This is a genomic window from Enterobacter sp. BIDMC 30, assembly GCF_000534355.1.
Taxonomy (GTDB): domain Bacteria; phylum Pseudomonadota; class Gammaproteobacteria; order Enterobacterales; family Enterobacteriaceae; genus Enterobacter; species Enterobacter ludwigii.
The window spans coordinates 4,659,637-4,678,154 of the sequence record NZ_KI973169.1 but is presented as its reverse complement, the minus strand read 5'-3'; the positions used below and the strand labels follow the sequence as shown (position 1 = coordinate 4,678,154).

General features: G+C 53.3%; 10 protein-coding genes, 2 tRNA genes and 3 rRNA genes. 7 read left to right on the top strand and 8 right to left on the bottom strand.

All coding sequences use genetic code 11. The features are described from left to right. Positions 1–58: 58 nt before the first annotated feature. Complete coding sequence (locus tag L466_RS00505; RefSeq protein ID WP_020882810.1) at positions 59–394, bottom strand: zinc ribbon domain-containing protein YjdM; 336 nt, start codon at positions 392–394, stop codon at positions 59–61. A 596-nt stretch (positions 395–990) separates the two neighbouring features. On the opposite strand from L466_RS00505, the gene crfC reads away from it, so the two are divergent. Beyond that, positions 991–3,345 (top strand): clamp-binding protein CrfC, encoded by a 2,355-nt coding sequence (gene crfC / locus L466_RS00510; protein ID WP_032681895.1) that lies wholly within the window; start codon positions 991–993, stop codon positions 3,343–3,345. Next, positions 3,342–4,220 (top strand): diguanylate cyclase regulator RdcB family protein, encoded by an 879-nt coding sequence (locus L466_RS00515; protein WP_014168272.1) that lies wholly within the window; start codon positions 3,342–3,344, stop codon positions 4,218–4,220. The genes crfC and L466_RS00515 overlap by 4 nt, the downstream gene beginning before the upstream one ends. A 31-nt stretch (positions 4,221–4,251) precedes the next feature. Here L466_RS00515 and kdgT read toward each other — a convergent pair whose 3' ends face one another. Beyond that, on the bottom strand, positions 4,252–5,244 hold the full coding sequence (kdgT, locus tag L466_RS00520) for a 2-keto-3-deoxygluconate transporter (protein ID WP_014168273.1): 993 nt from the start codon (positions 5,242–5,244) through the stop codon (positions 4,252–4,254). Between the two features lie 648 nt (positions 5,245–5,892). Here kdgT and proP point away from each other — a divergent pair. Further along, positions 5,893–7,395, top strand: a complete 1,503-nt coding sequence (proP, locus tag L466_RS00525; RefSeq protein ID WP_020882807.1) for a glycine betaine/L-proline transporter ProP — start codon at positions 5,893–5,895, stop codon at positions 7,393–7,395. Positions 7,396–7,427: 32 nt separating this feature from the next. On the opposite strand, the gene L466_RS00530 is transcribed toward proP, so the two are convergent. Further along, positions 7,428–8,381, bottom strand: a complete 954-nt coding sequence (locus tag L466_RS00530) for a nickel/cobalt transporter (RefSeq protein ID WP_032681893.1) — start codon at positions 8,379–8,381, stop codon at positions 7,428–7,430. A 493-nt stretch (positions 8,382–8,874) separates the two neighbouring features. On the opposite strand from L466_RS00530, the gene L466_RS00535 reads away from it, so the two are divergent. From L466_RS00535 to rrf, 4 genes are all read left to right on the top strand, one after another. Further along, positions 8,875–10,414: ribosomal RNA gene (locus L466_RS00535) — 16S ribosomal RNA — on the top strand. Between the two features lie 85 nt (positions 10,415–10,499). Then, positions 10,500–10,575, top strand: a tRNA-Glu gene (locus L466_RS00540). Between the two features lie 192 nt (positions 10,576–10,767). Further along, positions 10,768–13,673 (top strand): 23S ribosomal RNA (locus tag L466_RS00545). A 64-nt stretch (positions 13,674–13,737) separates the two neighbouring features. Further along, a 5S ribosomal RNA gene (gene rrf / locus L466_RS00550) occupies positions 13,738–13,853 on the top strand. Together the 16S, 23S and 5S rRNA genes with 1 tRNA gene alongside form the textbook arrangement of a ribosomal RNA operon. 315 nt (positions 13,854–14,168) lie before the next feature. Here rrf and L466_RS00555 read toward each other — a convergent pair. From L466_RS00555 to L466_RS00575, 5 genes are all read right to left on the bottom strand, one after another. Next, positions 14,169–14,244 (bottom strand) — tRNA-Phe (locus L466_RS00555). Positions 14,245–14,370: 126 nt separating this feature from the next. Beyond that, complete coding sequence (locus L466_RS00560; protein ID WP_020882970.1) at positions 14,371–14,946, bottom strand: transcriptional regulator; 576 nt, start codon at positions 14,944–14,946, stop codon at positions 14,371–14,373. A 49-nt stretch (positions 14,947–14,995) separates the two neighbouring features. Next, the gene (locus tag L466_RS00565; protein WP_032681891.1) at positions 14,996–16,699 is read right to left on the bottom strand and encodes a protein-disulfide reductase DsbD; all 1,704 of its coding nucleotides are present in this window, start codon (positions 16,697–16,699) and stop codon (positions 14,996–14,998) included. Continuing rightward, a complete protein-coding gene (gene cutA, locus L466_RS00570) occupies positions 16,675–16,998 on the bottom strand; it encodes a divalent cation tolerance protein CutA (RefSeq protein ID WP_014168278.1) in 324 nt (107 codons plus the stop codon). Before cutA ends, L466_RS00565 begins: the two co-directional genes overlap by 25 nt. 113 nt (positions 16,999–17,111) lie before the next feature. Further along, positions 17,112–18,413, bottom strand: coding sequence for an anaerobic C4-dicarboxylate transporter (locus tag L466_RS00575; protein WP_006178930.1), 1,302 nt, complete (start codon positions 18,411–18,413; stop codon positions 17,112–17,114). Positions 18,414–18,518 lie beyond the last annotated feature (105 nt).

Here is an 18,518-nt window from a genome sequence, read left to right as displayed (position 1 = left end):
AGCCCGTTAAGTGTAGTTCTCGCCAGCCCGGTAAGCGAAGCGCCACCGGGCGGGTAAATCAGTTCTTTTTCACAAACTCTGATTTCAGTTTCATCGGGCCAAAGCCGTCAATTTTGCAGTCAATATTATGGTCGCCTTCTACCAGACGGATATTCTTCACTTTAGTGCCGATCTTCAGCATGGAAGAGCTGCCTTTAACCTTCAAATCTTTAATCACGGTGACGCTGTCGCCATCAGCCAGCAGATTACCGTTCGCATCTTTTACAACAAGCGTATCAGTATCGTGCGACGGCTCGGCGTCATTCCATTCGTGAGCGCATTCCGGGCAGATGAACATGCCATTATCTTCATAGGTGTATTCAGAATTGCATTTCGGGCAGTGTGGGAGTTGCATAAGGGTATCCTCAAAAAGTGCGTAACACGCTGGAAAGTGCCAGCAAAATGACGGCTGGGTGCCGAAAAAGGGGGCAAGTATAACGCAAATCCACACCGTTGTCGGTGATATTCTATTTAAAAAAAAAGCAAAAAGCGTGTCGCCAGTGACATTTCCTGTCAGTCAGTTAAGCGATGCTTACGGCATTAACACGGTGGAAAGAAATGGCAGTAAATATATCGAATATTTTATTGCAGCAAATTGCTACGCACCTCCATTTCGGATAAGGTGAAGCGACACATTGTTATTTATCTCCTGACTTCCCCGTCATCCATATCTTATGGCGGTGACGCATTACCTCTCTTTTTAGGTGGGTAAATAATGATGATATATCCTGAAGTTTCTTAAAAATGGGCCAGGCTTTTATCTTTTGGCTGTCATGCCAGAGGGGAAGCTTTACACGCCATGCAAGGATAGCGATTTATTTCTGATTATCTTCAATCAGTTATATTTCGGTGAACATGTTTTCCACACGTGATCATATAAGCCTGAACAACATAATTAAAACCAGTGGCTTAATAAAAGTAATAAATTTGCGTTAAGGAAAGGCTTTTATCATGCACACACAGACCATTTTTGAATTAAGCCAGGAAGCAGAGCGTTTGTTACAGCTCGCCCTGCAAAATCTTGATACGTTGAAATCAATGCCGACGGCGAAGCTGGAAAGCACCGCCGCAGCCATTACGGGTGAAAAGAACAACGTCTTACCTTTGCATTTTAGTGCGCGGGGTGTCGAAGCCCAGCAGGCGATGCTGAATAATGAATTACGGAAAATAACCCGTCTGGAAATGGTGCTGGCAATTGTGGGCACCATGAAAGCGGGGAAATCGACCACCATTAATGCCATTGTCGGAACCGAAGTGTTGCCGAACCGCAACCGACCAATGACGGCGCTCCCGACATTGATCCGTCATACGCCGGGTCAGAAAGAGCCGGTGCTCCATTTTGCTCACGTCTCTCCTATCGATGAATTAATCCTTCTGTTACAGAAAAAGCTCTGCGATTACGATCGCGGTAAGCTGGCGCAGCGTCTGGAAATTGATAAGGACATGATTACGCTGCTGGAAAGAATTGAAAAAGGTGAGGCTTTCGAGAAGCATCACCTTGGTGCGCAGCCGATATTTCATTGTCTGAAAAGCCTTAACGATCTGGTGAGGCTCTCACAGGCGTTGGGCGTCGAGTTTCCGTTCTCTGAATATGCGGCCATCGAACACATTCCGGTGATTGAAGTGGAGTTCGTGCATCTCGCGGGTCTGGATGCCCACCTTGGGCAACTGACGCTGCTTGATACCCCCGGGCCGAATGAGGCCGGGCAACCGCATCTGCAAAAAATGCTGAGCGAGCAGTTATCCCGCGCGTCGGCGGTGCTGGCGGTGATGGATTACACCCAGCTCAAATCGATTTCCGATCAAGAGGTCCGGCAGGCCATTTCAGTCGCCGGTAAATCGGTGCCGCTGTATGCGCTGGTTAATAAATTCGATCAGAAAGATCGTAACAGCGACGATGAAGAACAGGTTAAAGCGATGATCTCCGGCACCTTAATGAAAGGGAATATTTCGCCGGGGCAAATTTATCCCGTTTCGTCGATGTGGGCGTATCTGGCGAACCGCGCCCGTTATGAGATGACTACCCACGGTCAGCTACCGGATCACAAGGAGCAGCGCTGGGTTCAGGATTTTGCCGAAGCCGCGTTGGGACGCCGCTGGCGTACGGAGGATTTGGACGACATCGACCATATTCGTCATGCTGCCGATTTGCTGTGGGAAGATTCGTTATTTGAACAGCCGATCCGCAAGCTTATTTATGCTGCCTATGCCAATGCATCGCTCTTCGCCCTGCGTTCGGCGTCGCATAAGCTGCTTAACTACGCCCAAAATGCCCGGGAGTACCTGGACTTCCGCTACCAGGGGCTGACGGTCGCTTTTGAGGCGCTGGAATTGAATATCGCGCGCCTGGAAGAGGACATGGCCCTGCTGCATACGCGTCAGCGCGTGGTGAGCGACGAAGTGAAGCATGAAGTGGAGCAGGCGCTTAACGCTACCGCTGACTTTATGATATCGCAGAATACTTCACTCCAGCAGGCGATTAGCCATGTGTTTAGCGCCCGCTCTGTTCTCGACCTGGCTGGCATCGAACCGCGGGATCTTCGCCGTGACGAGCCGCAGGCGCTGAAACAGCTGGTACTGGATGATGAAGGACAGGCGCAAATTGCGCTGAGTAAAATCCGCTCCTCCTGCGAGCTGATCATGCTGGATGCGCAGACGAAGATCGGCCGGGAGCTGGCGTTACGCTTCGATCAACTGGAGTCGACGCTGGCGCGCTCGCTGAATGAAGCCATGCGGCCAATCGAAACGCGTATTAAAGAACAACTCAGCCATGCGGGTTTTCGCGCGCGGATAAGCTTCCCGGCGTTTCAGGCGCATCAACTTAACTTCAACACCCGGGCGCTGTTTAACGATGCCATTGCGCAGGACCACCGCCCGGCAGGCCAGCCAGCGGGCGCGGCGAGCATGCGTGAAACCGTCTCTCGCTGGCTGAATAACCCGGGCTGGGGCTGGGAAGATTATGTTGTTGCACGCACACGCTATGTCATTGATATTGAACAGCTGCATGAAAAATTCAAGCAGCATATCGATCAGTTCTGTGAACAAATCCGTAAAGCTTTGACCGCCCAGGTCGATGTCTCTGTTACGGCGGGGATGGCAACGTTCTTTGCGGAATTTTCGTTATGCCTGACCGGGTTACAGGAAAGTTTGCGTGATAGCCTCGCAGTACGTCAGCAAAATGAGCATTCGACCCGAGCGCTCAGCCAGCTGTTAAAGCAAAGTATCACGACTGCGACGTGGATACAGGAAGATACCCGACTGTTACGCGATGATATTCAAACCCTATTCGCGGCAGAACAACCATGACAACACAACTACTGGACGGCCCCGGGCGAACGCTGGAGTGTATTCATCCAAAATTTATGGTCGATCTGGTTCAGGGGGTAGATGCGGCGCGTCATCCCCACCCGGGACCACAACAGCTGCAGTTTCGTGAGCGTTTGACCCAGGAGATCATGACGCATACCCGGCTACGGCCCTGGGCGATGGCGGGTATGCTTAATGAAAATGCGGCGCTGCGCCTGGGGCTGGCGGAAAAGCTGGCCGGTATGCTTGACCCCGGGCACCTTGCGCTGACGCTGATGGCAGACAAATTGATTGCGCTGCGTCAGCAGACTAACCCGCGGGCCCAGCAATCGCCCGGCCTGATTCAGCAGTACGCTGAGCTTTCCGCTCATTTTACGCAACGAGCCGCCTATAAAGAGAAGGCGCTCTCCCAGCGAGGGCTGACGGTGCAGGCGGGTGAGCACAGCGAACAAATTTTTACCCGCTGGCGAGCCGGTCACTACGATGGCTGGTCGCTGGCCGGGCGTTGCTATGTCGTCCTGGAAGAGCTGCGCTGGGGTGCATTTGGTGATGCCTGTCGCCTGGCGAATGAAGACGTGGCGGCGATGCTCAAGGATAACTTACGCAGTATGGCGGCAAACTATCTTGCGCAGGGCATCAACGCTTCTCCTTCCACCCGCCATTTCTACCATCAGTGGCTGACAACGCCCGCATCGCCGGGACTGATAGATCATAAAGACATGCTCGGCTGGCTGGGCGACTGGTGTCAGGCGGATAACCATCCGGTGAGCTGGTCGGTGACGCAAAGCTGGCACACTGTCGCGCTGGGTATGCCGAGGTTGTGCTCGGCAAAACGGCTTGTGGATGGGATGGTGGAAGAGATTTTTGGTGGCTGAAATCCCCCTCTCACCGGGAGGGGGGCACCGGTTAATGGTGTGTTTCAACAGGCTTAGGCTCTGTCTGAACCTCAGCAACATGTCCGACGCGTTTTGCGTACAGTGCGGTGATGATGGGAACCAGAATCGCGGTCACAATCACGCTGGCTGCAACCAGTGCCGTCGCGGACGCGGCCACCGGTTCAAAAGCCGGGTTAATCTGCGCAATGATCACCGGGTTGGCCACGGCTGCACCTGCGGCTGAAGAGGCGGCGATCCCCGCCGTTCCGTTTCCTCCCCCAATGACCCGGTCGGCAATAATCAGCGGAATACCGGTGATGATGATAACCGCCACGCCCAGCACGATACCCAGCAGACCCGTATCGAGGATGACATTCAGGTTGATGGTGTTACCCAGCGCAAAACCGAAGAACGGGATCAGCACCGGCGTGGCTTTGCTGAAGAAATCACGCAGATCGTGATCCAGGTTACCCAGAGCAAAACCGATCAGGAAGGGCAGGATCGCGCCGATAAAGTGGTGGGGTTCAAAGGACGCCAGGCCAGCAGAGCCCAGAATCAGCATGGTCATCAGCGGACCGGACTCCAGAGACATCAGGACAAATGCACCTGACTCTTCTTTGGTGCCGTACTGGTTCATCAGGCTGGCATACAAACCGCCGTTGGTCATATCCATCGCAGAGACAATTGCCAGAACCGATAATCCGGCGAAGAATCCGGTCTGAATTCCATTCTCCGGAATGAACATCGCACAGATCATTGCCACTACCCAGGCCACGGCAATTTTCGTAATCACCAGCGTGCCGGATTTTCGTAATACGGTGCCTGTTGCCCGTAAATTAATTGAGGCGCCGATACAAAAGAACCAGACGGCCAGAATGGGAACGGTGCCCGTAATCATCCCTTTTGTGAACCCGCCAAAATAAGCGCCGGTTTCAGGGGCCAGGGTATTCAGGATAGCGCCCAGTACAAGCGGAACCAGCATCATACCGCCCGGTATGCGTTCAATCGTGGCTTTAATCTTCATAGATAACCCTCAAATCGTATCCCGCATGGCGGGCGGCAAAAACAAAAAATAAATCAATAAATTCAATGAATTGAATGTCTCTGGGGTCGATGGCGTCATTACCCATGCAATAAAACTAAAAAAGCGATCCTGGTAAACGCGGTGCCACAGCACCGGGAACGTGGTGTTCGGAATTATCATGCGATCATTGGAATGATGATTCAATGAAAATAAAACAGTGTTTTAGTTATCTGCATCACATATTGACGTAAACGTTTTAAACGCGCGTCGGAGGGTTAGAATTTATGTAAATCTGATGTGAAGTAATGGGGTTTCATTTTCCGTTGTCCGGGAAATAATGACGTGTGTGAGGATGTGTTTTTATGGCGATTGAGAACGTGCAGATTTGCGCTAATTGACAAAAACTGCAGCCAGCTGACGTAACATAAATATATGTGTGAAGTTGATCACAAATATAAACGCTGGTAGGGTAAAAAGGTCATTAACTGCCCAGGCAGGCGTCAACAGGTTCGGTTGTATCGACGTAAAACGTCAATGTAAGTAAACCTGCTACGCTTGAATAAGGCGATTCGCATGGAGCGGATCCCATGGTTCACAGATCGCATACGGGACTGTGAAACGGACAGGGCCGAGTCTACGAGGATAGCTATGCTCAGAAGGAAAAAAATCAAACCCATCACGCTTCGCGACGTCACCATTATTGATGATGCCAAACTGCGCAAAGCGATCACCGCCGCCTCGCTGGGTAATGCGATGGAATGGTTCGATTTTGGTGTTTACGGCTTTGTGGCCTATGCGTTAGGTAAAGTGTTCTTCCCCGGCGCCGACCCCAGTCTGCAGATGATTGCCGCGCTGGGTACGTTCTCCGTCCCCTTCCTGATTCGCCCGCTGGGTGGTCTGTTCTTCGGTATGCTTGGCGATAAATATGGTCGCCAGAAGATCCTTGCTATCACCATTGTCATTATGTCGATCAGTACGTTCTGTATCGGCCTGATACCGTCCTATGCCAGCATCGGCATCTGGGCTCCGATTCTGCTGCTGCTTTGTAAGATGGCCCAGGGCTTCTCCGTAGGCGGTGAGTATACGGGGGCCTCTATCTTTGTCGCAGAGTATTCCCCGGACCGTAAGCGCGGCTTTATGGGAAGCTGGCTGGACTTCGGCTCGATTGCCGGGTTTGTCCTGGGTGCGGGCGTGGTGGTGCTGATTTCTACCGTCGTCGGTGAAGAGAACTTCCTCTCCTGGGGCTGGCGTATTCCGTTCTTCCTGGCGCTGCCGTTAGGGATTATCGGTCTTTACCTGCGTCATGCTCTTGAAGAAACGCCGGCGTTCCAGCAGCACGTTGAGAAGCTGGAGCAGGGCGACCGCGAAGGGCTGCAGGATGGCCCGAAAGTCTCCTTTAAAGAGATTGCGACAAAGCACTGGCGCAGCCTGCTGACCTGTATTGGTCTGGTCATCTCCACGAACGTGACCTACTACATGTTGTTGACCTACATGCCGAGCTATCTGTCGCATAACCTGCACTATTCAGAAGACCACGGTGTGCTGATTATTATCGCCATCATGGTGGGTATGCTGTTTGTGCAGCCGATTATGGGGCTGTTGAGTGACCGCTTTGGCCGTCGACCGTTCATTATTCTGGGGAGTGTCGCGCTGTTTGCCCTGGCAATCCCGGCCTTTATTCTGATTAACAGTAATGTGCTGGGTCTGATTTTTGCCGGTCTGCTGATGCTGGCGGTGATCCTCAACTGCTTTATCGGGGTGATGGCCTCGACGCTGCCTGCGATGTTCCCGACACACATTCGGTACAGTGCGCTGGCGGCTGCCTTTAACATCTCGGTGCTGATTGCCGGTCTGACCCCGACGCTTGCCGCCTCGCTGGTGGAAAGTACGCAGAACCTGATGATGCCGGCTTATTACCTGATGGTTATCGCGGTGATTGGTTTGATTACCGGTATTACCATGAAGGAGACGGCGAATCGTCCTCTTAAAGGGGCCACGCCTGCGGCGTCTGATATCCAGGAAGCGAAAGAGATCCTGCGCGAACACTACGATAATGTAGAGCAGAAGATTGAAGACATTGATGCAGAGATTGAAGAGCTGCAGCAAAAACGCTCCCGCCTGGTGGACCAGCATCCACGAATCAACGAGTAATAAAAAACCCGCCGCTGGCGGGTTTTCTTTTATTAGCAGCCTGCAGCGATGTAATCGCCATTGGCGCTGATGGGGAGTACCGTCAGGAACAGCACGGTCGCGAACAGGATCAGGACTATCCCGCCGGCTATTTTAAAGACCGGAACCAGCCAGCTGAGTGAAGCCCCGCCGCCAAACCAGGCCACCGTCCGCTCTCGGGCATAACGTACCGCCAGTGAGAGGCCCATAATCGATAACGCCGTTCCCAGCGACATGGTCATGACCGCGGCCATCCCCCAGGTAACAATACCCAGTGCATTTGAAAACATCAGGATCATGATCGCCCCGCTGCACGGGCGCGCACCAATCGCCAGTATGACGCCCAACCGGGTTTTCCAGTCGCCTTGCGCCAGATCTGCACCTACACCGTGATGACCACAACCACAGTGTTCATTATGTTGATGAAGGGGTGTGATGGCTGAGATAGCCATCCGGCGAGGTCGCAGGCTTTTCAGCGCCTGGTAAATGACAAATACACCAAATGCACCGATGAGCACCGCGCTTATCTTCTCGACGTACCAGCGGCTGGTACTGATATCCCCGGATGCGAGGTTAAACCCTACCGCCAGAATAAAGACAAAGAGAATGGCGCTGACGCCCTGCATCAGGCTGCCAAGAAAAGGAACGACCCGGGCGGCCCGTTCGCTTTCTTTATTTGTCGTGAGGTAGGTCGTCACAATGAATTTCCCATGCCCCGGCCCGATGGCGTGCAATACGCCATAGAAGAAGGCGCCGGTTAATAGCCATAACCCGCCGCTGTACTGGTGGTTGTTAAGCTGGAGCAGGTACATCACCAGATAACGGTGCAGGGTAATTTGCGTGGCAAGGCACCACTGAAGAAAGGTGTTCCAGTGCGTATGCAGGGCAAACCCGGCTACGAGGATCGCCAGCAACATGATGCCTGCTGTAGGAAGGCGCCAGTCACGCGTCAGTTGTTGTGTGGTCATGGGGTGGCCTGCTGGGGGAATATTTGTCGCTAGTATAGTTGATCTTGCCTGTTAATCCGTAGGATCGCACAGAGATCCCGCCTCAATTGTGGATAAGTCTGTGCGTAAAAGGGTATAAAGCGGGGTTTTGCTGGGGAATACAGCAGTCAGTCATCTTTTTGCAACTTTTAGGTTGCGGCCTGCTGAGAACTCCCTATAATGCGCCTCCATCGACACGGCGGATGTGAATCACTTCACAGTTAACCCGGTCGGTTGAAGAGAAAAAATCCTGAACTTCAGGGTTGACTCTGAAAGAGGAAAGCGTATTATACGCCACCTCGCGACGGTGAGCTGTAAGCCGCGTCGCAACTGCTCTTTAACAATTTATCAGACAATCTGTGTGGGCACTCAAAGTGACATGGATTCTTAATGTCTTCGGACAAAAAATGAATACCAAGTCTCTGAGTGAACATACGTAATTCATTACGAAGTTTAATTCACGAGCATCAAACTTAAATTGAAGAGTTTGATCATGGCTCAGATTGAACGCTGGCGGCAGGCCTAACACATGCAAGTCGAACGGTAGCACAGAGAGCTTGCTCTCGGGTGACGAGTGGCGGACGGGTGAGTAATGTCTGGGAAACTGCCTGATGGAGGGGGATAACTACTGGAAACGGTAGCTAATACCGCATAACGTCGCAAGACCAAAGAGGGGGACCTTCGGGCCTCTTGCCATCAGATGTGCCCAGATGGGATTAGCTAGTAGGTGGGGTAACGGCTCACCTAGGCGACGATCCCTAGCTGGTCTGAGAGGATGACCAGCCACACTGGAACTGAGACACGGTCCAGACTCCTACGGGAGGCAGCAGTGGGGAATATTGCACAATGGGCGCAAGCCTGATGCAGCCATGCCGCGTGTATGAAGAAGGCCTTCGGGTTGTAAAGTACTTTCAGCGGGGAGGAAGGTGTTGTGGTTAATAACCGCAGCAATTGACGTTACCCGCAGAAGAAGCACCGGCTAACTCCGTGCCAGCAGCCGCGGTAATACGGAGGGTGCAAGCGTTAATCGGAATTACTGGGCGTAAAGCGCACGCAGGCGGTCTGTCAAGTCGGATGTGAAATCCCCGGGCTCAACCTGGGAACTGCATTCGAAACTGGCAGGCTAGAGTCTTGTAGAGGGGGGTAGAATTCCAGGTGTAGCGGTGAAATGCGTAGAGATCTGGAGGAATACCGGTGGCGAAGGCGGCCCCCTGGACAAAGACTGACGCTCAGGTGCGAAAGCGTGGGGAGCAAACAGGATTAGATACCCTGGTAGTCCACGCCGTAAACGATGTCGACTTGGAGGTTGTGCCCTTGAGGCGTGGCTTCCGGAGCTAACGCGTTAAGTCGACCGCCTGGGGAGTACGGCCGCAAGGTTAAAACTCAAATGAATTGACGGGGGCCCGCACAAGCGGTGGAGCATGTGGTTTAATTCGATGCAACGCGAAGAACCTTACCTACTCTTGACATCCAGAGAACTTTCCAGAGATGGATTGGTGCCTTCGGGAACTCTGAGACAGGTGCTGCATGGCTGTCGTCAGCTCGTGTTGTGAAATGTTGGGTTAAGTCCCGCAACGAGCGCAACCCTTATCCTTTGTTGCCAGCGGTCCGGCCGGGAACTCAAAGGAGACTGCCAGTGATAAACTGGAGGAAGGTGGGGATGACGTCAAGTCATCATGGCCCTTACGAGTAGGGCTACACACGTGCTACAATGGCGCATACAAAGAGAAGCGAACTCGCGAGAGCAAGCGGACCTCATAAAGTGCGTCGTAGTCCGGATTGGAGTCTGCAACTCGACTCCATGAAGTCGGAATCGCTAGTAATCGTAGATCAGAATGCTACGGTGAATACGTTCCCGGGCCTTGTACACACCGCCCGTCACACCATGGGAGTGGGTTGCAAAAGAAGTAGGTAGCTTAACCTTCGGGAGGGCGCTTACCACTTTGTGATTCATGACTGGGGTGAAGTCGTAACAAGGTAACCGTAGGGGAACCTGCGGTTGGATCACCTCCTTACCTTAAAGAACCTGCCTTTGTAGTGTCCACACAGATTGTCTGATGAAAAGTAAATAGCAAGGCGTCTTGCGATTGAGACTTCAGTGTCCCCTTCGTCTAGAGGCCCAGGACACCGCCCTTTCACGGCGGTAACAGGGGTTCGAATCCCCTAGGGGACGCCACTTGCTGGTTCGTGAGTGAAAGTCACCTGCCGACATATCTCAAAACTCATCTTCGGGTGACGTTTGAGATATTTGCTCTTTAAAAATCTGGATCAAGCTGAAAATTGAAACGACACACATGTTATGTGTGTTCGAGTCTCTCAAATTTTCGCAAACCGGTGATGAATCGAAAGAAACATCTTCGGGTTGTGAGGTTAAGCGACTAAGCGTACACGGTGGATGCCCTGGCAGTCAGAGGCGATGAAGGACGTGCTAATCTGCGAAAAGCGCCGGCGAGGTGATATGAACCTTTGACCCGGCGATGTCCGAATGGGGAAACCCAGTGTGTTCCGACACACTATCGTTAACTGAATACATAGGTTAACGAGGCGAACCGGGGGAACTGAAACATCTAAGTACCCCGAGGAAAAGAAATCAACCGAGATTCCCCCAGTAGCGGCGAGCGAACGGGGAGCAGCCCAGAGTCTGAATCAGCTTGTGTGTTAGTGGAAGCGTCTGGAAAGTCGCACGGTACAGGGTGACAGTCCCGTACACGAAAGCACACAGGCTGTGAACTCGAAGAGTAGGGCGGGACACGTGGTATCCTGTCTGAATATGGGGGGACCATCCTCCAAGGCTAAATACTCCTGACTGACCGATAGTGAACCAGTACCGTGAGGGAAAGGCGAAAAGAACCCCGGCGAGGGGAGTGAAAAAGAACCTGAAACCGTGTACGTACAAGCAGTGGGAGCCTCTTTATGGGGTGACTGCGTACCTTTTGTATAATGGGTCAGCGACTTATATTCTGTAGCAAGGTTAACCGTATAGGGGAGCCGAAGGGAAACCGAGTCTTAACTGGGCGTTAAGTTGCAGGGTATAGACCCGAAACCCGGTGATCTAGCCATGGGCAGGTTGAAGGTTGGGTAACACTAACTGGAGGACCGAACCGACTAATGTTGAAAAATTAGCGGATGACTTGTGGCTGGGGGTGAAAGGCCAATCAAACCGGGAGATAGCTGGTTCTCCCCGAAAGCTATTTAGGTAGCGCCTCGTGAACTCATCTTCGGGGGTAGAGCACTGTTTCGGCTAGGGGGCCATCCCGGCTTACCAACCCGATGCAAACTACGAATACCGAAGAATGTTATCACGGGAGACACACGGCGGGTGCTAACGTCCGTCGTGAAGAGGGAAACAACCCAGACCGCCAGCTAAGGTCCCAAAGTCATGGTTAAGTGGGAAACGATGTGGGAAGGCACAGACAGCCAGGATGTTGGCTTAGAAGCAGCCATCATTTAAAGAAAGCGTAATAGCTCACTGGTCGAGTCGGCCTGCGCGGAAGATGTAACGGGGCTAAACCATGCACCGAAGCTGCGGCAGCGACGCTTATGCGTTGTTGGGTAGGGGAGCGTTCTGTAAGCCGTTGAAGGTGTCCTGTGAGGGGTGCTGGAGGTATCAGAAGTGCGAATGCTGACATAAGTAACGATAAAGCGGGTGAAAAGCCCGCTCGCCGGAAGACCAAGGGTTCCTGTCCAACGTTAATCGGGGCAGGGTGAGTCGACCCCTAAGGCGAGGCCGAAAGGCGTAGTCGATGGGAAACAGGTTAATATTCCTGTACTTGGTGTTACTGCGAAGGGGGGACGGAGAAGGCTATGTTAGCCGGGCGACGGTTGTCCCGGTTTAAGCATGTAGGCGGAGGTTCCAGGTAAATCCGGTTCCTTGTTAACGCTGAGGTGTGATGACGAGGCACTACGGTGCTGAAGTAACAAATGCCCTGCTTCCAGGAAAAGCCTCTAAGCATCAGGTAACACGAAATCGTACCCCAAACCGACACAGGTGGTCAGGTAGAGAATACCAAGGCGCTTGAGAGAACTCGGGTGAAGGAACTAGGCAAAATGGTGCCGTAACTTCGGGAGAAGGCACGCTGATATGTAGGTGAAGCCCCTGCGGGTGGAGCTGAAATCAGTCGAAGATACCAGCTGGCTGCAACTGTTTATTAAAAACACAGCACTGTGCAAACACGAAAGTGGACGTATACGGTGTGACGCCTGCCCGGTGCCGGAAGGTTAATTGATGGGGTTAGCGGTAACGCGAAGCTCTTGATCGAAGCCCCGGTAAACGGCGGCCGTAACTATAACGGTCCTAAGGTAGCGAAATTCCTTGTCGGGTAAGTTCCGACCTGCACGAATGGCGTAATGATGGCCAGGCTGTCTCCACCCGAGACTCAGTGAAATTGAACTCGCTGTGAAGATGCAGTGTACCCGCGGCAAGACGGAAAGACCCCGTGAACCTTTACTATAGCTTGACACTGAACACTGGTCCTTGATGTGTAGGATAGGTGGGAGGCTTTGAAGCGTGGACGCCAGTCTGCGTGGAGCCAACCTTGAAATACCACCCTTTAATGGCTGGTGTTCTAACGTAGACCCGTGATCCGGGTTGCGGACAGTGTCTGGTGGGTAGTTTGACTGGGGCGGTCTCCTCCCAAAGAGTAACGGAGGAGCACGAAGGTTAGCTAATCCTGGTCGGACATCAGGAGGTTAGTGCAATGGCATAAGCTAGCTTGACTGCGAGAGTGACGGCTCGAGCAGGTGCGAAAGCAGGTCATAGTGATCCGGTGGTTCTGAATGGAAGGGCCATCGCTCAACGGATAAAAGGTACTCCGGGGATAACAGGCTGATACCGCCCAAGAGTTCATATCGACGGCGGTGTTTGGCACCTCGATGTCGGCTCATCACATCCTGGGGCTGAAGTAGGTCCCAAGGGTATGGCTGTTCGCCATTTAAAGTGGTACGCGAGCTGGGTTTAGAACGTCGTGAGACAGTTCGGTCCCTATCTGCCGTGGGCGCTGGAGAATTGAGGGGGGCTGCTCCTAGTACGAGAGGACCGGAGTGGACGCATCACTGGTGTTCGGGTTGTCATGCCAATGGCACTGCCCGGTAGCTAAATGCGGAAGAGATAAGTGCTGAAAGCATCTAAGCACGAAACTTGCCCCGAGATGAGTTCTCCCTGAGACTTTAAGTCTCCTGAAGGAACGTTGAAGACTACGACGTTGATAGGTCGGGTGTGTAAGCGCAGCGATGCGTTGAGCTAACCGATACTAATGAACCGTGAGGCTTAACCTTACAACGCCGAAGGTGTTTTGGCGATGAGAGACGATTTTCAGCTGATACAGATTAACAGAATTTGCCTGGCGGCTTTAGCGCGGTGGTCCCACCTGACCCCATGCCGAACTCAGAAGTGAAACGCCGTAGCGCCGATGGTAGTGTGGGGTCTCCCCATGTGAGAGTAGGGAACTGCCAGGCATCAATTAAAAGAACCCCGTACCGTATGGTGCGGGGTTTTTTGCTTTGGGGCGCGAAATACACATCTGAATACCCCAAAGAGTGCCGCCAGACAAGGCGAAGCCACGATACGGTAACCCCAAACCCCATCATCTCCCTTCAGGATTCCCCAAACACTTCAGATCAGTACGGAATTTAGCGTGCACAGGACCACTTTAAGCGCCATGAAATACTGCAGGAACAGGTTTACGAGGATGTGACCAGAGAGTGGTTACAGGAGAGTTTATCAGACGCAGAAAAGCAAAAACCCAGCCATAGGCTGGGTTCTTTAAATAGTGGTGCCCGGACTCGGAATCGAACCAAGGACACGGGGATTTTCAATCCCCTGCTCTACCGACTGAGCTATCCGGGCAACGGAGCGCATTAAACCGCAATCGCGCCTGATCGTCAACACTATTTCGGGAAAAGCCGTTCAACTGCTTAACTTTGCGGCAATCTGACGGTTTACGCGCCGAACAGGTCAAATTCTTCAGACAGATTACGTCAGCGCACCACCCATACGACACTGCGCAAAACGCAGGATATCTTCGGCCAGACGGTGTGCTGTATCCACATCGGCCTGGCTACGGTTTACCAGCATACGGCTCAGGCAACCTTCCAGTACCAGCTCCATCTGCTTAGCGACCATCGCCGGGTCATCCACTTCGAGCGTGGTCAGCAGTTCGTGCGTGAAATCATGCGCCGCCCGCTTTTGCTGATCCGCCAGTTGATGGATAGGATGGCCGGGGTCAGGGTAGAAGGTGCAGGCGGCAATAAACAGGCAACCCGGATAACGGTTGTTGCTTACGCATTCGCTCAGGGCGGTATAACGCGCCAGCAGCTTTTGCTCCGCAGTCAGTTCTTCATTTAACATTAGCTGCCTGCGCCAGACATCAACCTGCTGGCTGAGATAACGCAGGGCATCGTAAAGCAGCGCCTCTTTATCCGGCCAGAAGCGCATGAGTTCATCCAGAGGATAATCAATACGGTCGGCTACCATCTCAAGCGTGGTGCTGGCGATCCCTTGAATCTCAAGTAATTGCAGGGCTTGTCCCAGTACGTCTTCGCGTTGCACGGTTATCTCCTCCGTTATTCCCAACGGTTTGTCCCGTTTCAAGTGTTGTTTACGGTTGGCGATTGCGCAAATGCGCGCTGAATGCCGTCGCGTCCATAAACCCGGTTACACGCTGTGCAGGCTGCTCCTGGCCCTGTTCGTTGAAGAACAGAATGGTTGGCAGACCCAGCACGTTAAGTTGCTTCAGCAGTGCCTTATCCGCTGTACTGTTGGCGGTGACGTTTGCCTGGAGCAGAACCGTCTCTTTCAGTGCACTTTGCACCTGCGGATCGCTAAACGTGTACTTTTCGAATTCTTTACAGGCGACACACCAGTCAGCATACAGATCCAGCATGACCGGTTTGCCTTTCGCCTGCGCCAGTGCGCTGTTGAGTTCATCCACGTTCTTTATCTGGATGAAGTTCAAATGCGCCTGCGTTTGTCCCGCGGGTGTGCCAAATGCCCAGTCCTGCAGTGGCCGTACGCTCACCAGCGCGGCGGCGAGCAGGAGGATTTGCACCAGACGCATCCACGGCTTTTTCGCTGCCAGGCTTGTGATAAACGCCCAACAGAAGAAGGCAACACCGAGCATTGCCCACAGGCGCATCCCCCAGGCGTCGCCGATAATACGCTCGAGCAAGAACACCGGCAGCGCCAGAATGACAAAACCAAACGCGGTTTTCACCGTCTCCATCCATGGGCCGCTCTTGGGCAGCAGACGGTTGCCGAATACCGTTACCAGAATCAATGGCAGACCCATTCCCAGCGCGTAGAGATACAACGTACCACCGCCGAGCCACATGTTACCGCTCTGGGCAATATATAGCAGGATCGCGCTCAGTGGCGCGGTAGTGCACGGTGAGCAAATCAACCCGGCGATGGCACCCATCACGAACACGCCGCCCGGGGAGCCCCCCTGCTGACGGTTACTCATCAGCGTTAAGCGAGTCTGCAACGCGGACGGCAGCTGTAAGCTGAACAAACCAAACATCGACAGCGCCAGCAGAATAAATACGATCGACAGGCCAGCCAGCACATAAGGGTGCTGAAGTGCAGCCTGGAACTGCAGTCCGGCAGCAGCAACCACGAGGCCCAGTGCGGTGTAGGTTAACGCCATACCCTGCACGTAGATAAAGGCCAGCAGCAGGGCGCGTGCGGTTGAAAGACGTTGCTTGCCGCCAAGGACAATTCCGGAGATAAGCGGATACATGGGCAGCACGCACGGCGTGAAGGCGATGCCGATACCAATCAGTAAAGCCCACAAGGCGGAGAAGGGCAGTGCTGTGTGACCGTCGTCCTTCATTCCGGCGCTCTCATCTGCGGGAGGCGCAGGCATACTGTCGGCCGCTTTAACTTCGCTCAGCGGAATGACTTTGGTTTCCGGCGGATAGCAGAAGCCCGCGTCGGCACAGCCCTGATACGTGACGGTCACTGTGGCGCCTTTATCGGCCTGATTGAGCGTCACGGGCACGCTTAACCGCTGGCGATAGATTTCACTTTTGCCGAAAAACTCGTCTTCATGCCACTCGCCCGCAGGCATCTGAAGTGGGCCTACCTTTGCCTGAGCAGGCGTGATGCTGACCTGCTTGCGATAGAGGTAATACCCCTCTTTTATCTGCCAGGTAAGATTCAGGTCATGCTGGTCTTGTTGAAAATCGAAAACAAATGCCTGGTCGGCAGAAATAACGTTCGAACGGCCGGGAGCGTCAAATAACCCGGCAAAAACTGATGTGCTGCACAGCAGCAGGATCAGCGTAAGGAAGCGTTGAGCCATGAGAGATAATCGTTGTCGCCGTGGACCACTGGCAATACCAGCAGTTCGGGGGTTTGATAAGGATGATGAGATTTGAGGCAGTCCAGGAGTGCCTGCTGGTTCGCCAGATTGGTTTTGAGCAACATCTGGACTTCGTACTCCTGCTCCAGTTTACCTTCCCAGTAGTAAAGGGAGGTGGCGCCAGGAAGGAGCGTCACGCAGGCTGCCAGTTTTTCGGCCAGCACTTTGGCGGCGAGATCCTGGGCAGAGGCTTCATCAGGGGCGGTACAAAGGACAACAACAGCATCAGGCGTGTTCACAAGTCGACCTCCTCATCACGAAAGTCTTCACTATATCACGCAAGGCTATTGGTCATTAATGAAACGGGCCGCAGAGCGGCCCGTTTTTAACTATTTTTACAACCCATCATTGTTTACAGCACGATGCCGCCAATGATAAAGCCGAGGATCACGCACAGCGAGATAGCCACCACGCCCGGGATCAGGAACGCATGGTTAAACACGTACTTACCGATGCGAGTCGAGCCAGTGTCATCCATCTCAACCGCCGCCAGCAGGGTTGGGTAGGTGGGTAAAACGAACAGTGCAGAAACGGCAGCAAACGAGGCAATAGCCGTCAGCGGGGTAACACCCAGCATCAGCGCCGCAGGCATCAGGGCTTTGGTGGTGGCCGCCTGAGAGTAAAGCAGGGTTGCGGCAAAGAACAGCACCACAGCCAGGAGCCACGGATAGTTGTGCAGCAGGTCGCCCGCAACGGTCTGGATATCGCTGATGTGAGCTTTCACGAAGGTATCACCAAGCCAGGCCACACCCAGTACACACACGCAGGCGCTCATACCGGATTTAAAGGTGCTGGCGTTGAGCACTTCGCTGGTGTCGATTTTACAGGTGATGCTGATCAGCGTAGCGATAGTCAGCATGAATACCACAATCGCTTCGTTACGCGGCAGGACCGGGTTTTGGATCAGACCCACGGTGTCACTGATGGCGGTTGCGTAGAACATGACCGCAACGATACCGATCAGGAACAGCAAGACAGAGCGTTTTGCATGCGGCTTCAGTTCGAAGACCTGGCTACCACGCAGTTTCACTTCACCTTTTGCCAGACGCTCCTGATAAACCGGATCGTCTTTCAGTTCGGCGCCGAGGAAGTTACACAGCACGGCGGTGATCATCACTGCAATCAGCGTCACCGGAATACAGATGGCCAGCAGCGTCAGGTAACTCACGCCCATAGGCTCAAGGATACCGGCGAAGAAGACCACCGCAGCGGAGATAGGTGATGCGGTAATCGCAATCTGGGACGCGACCACGGCAATCGAGAGTGGACGAGACGGACGGATGCCCTGCTCTTTCGCCACTTCGGTAATGACCGGCAGCGTGGAGAAGGCGGTGTGGCCAGTACCGGCGAGAATGGTCATAAACCACGTCACCAGCGGGGCAAGGAAGGTAATGTATTTTGGATGGCGGCGTAACATACGCTCCGCCAGGCTCACCAGGTAGTCCATACCGCCTGCCACCTGCATGGCTGCGATAGCGGCAATAACCGCCATGATGATTTCGATAACGTCAAAAGGGATTGCGCCGGGTTTAATCTGAAAGATAAGGGTAAGTACGAGCACCCCGAGACCGCCGGCAAAACCAATGCCGATACCCCCGAGTCTTGCTCCCAAATAAATCGCCAACAGGACGATGACGAGTTCTGCTCCAAACATAAGGACCTGCCTTGCTTATTAACAAGTTGATATTGAATTGTTGTATTTTGGTAACGCCTATAAAGAAAAAAGGCACGTCACAAGTGACGTGCCTTAAGGAAGCCT

Excerpts from the sequence above, each read along its gene's own strand:
- L466_RS00505 (WP_020882810.1), bottom strand. The coding sequence starts at position 394 with ATGCAACTCCCACACTGCCCGAAATGCAATTCTGAATACACCTATGAA.
- L466_RS00530 (WP_032681893.1), bottom strand. The coding sequence starts at position 8,381 with ATGACCACACAACAACTGACGCGTGACTGGCGCCTTCCTACAGCAGGC.
- proP (WP_020882807.1), top strand. The coding sequence starts at position 5,893 with ATGCTCAGAAGGAAAAAAATCAAACCCATCACGCTTCGCGACGTCACC.
- L466_RS00575 (WP_006178930.1), bottom strand. The coding sequence starts at position 18,413 with ATGTTTGGAGCAGAACTCGTCATCGTCCTGTTGGCGATTTATTTGGGA.
- L466_RS00515 (WP_014168272.1), top strand. The coding sequence starts at position 3,342 with ATGACAACACAACTACTGGACGGCCCCGGGCGAACGCTGGAGTGTATT.
- kdgT (WP_014168273.1), bottom strand. The coding sequence starts at position 5,244 with ATGAAGATTAAAGCCACGATTGAACGCATACCGGGCGGTATGATGCTG.
- crfC (WP_032681895.1), top strand. The coding sequence starts at position 991 with ATGCACACACAGACCATTTTTGAATTAAGCCAGGAAGCAGAGCGTTTG.
- L466_RS00565 (WP_032681891.1), bottom strand. The coding sequence starts at position 16,699 with ATGGCTCAACGCTTCCTTACGCTGATCCTGCTGCTGTGCAGCACATCA.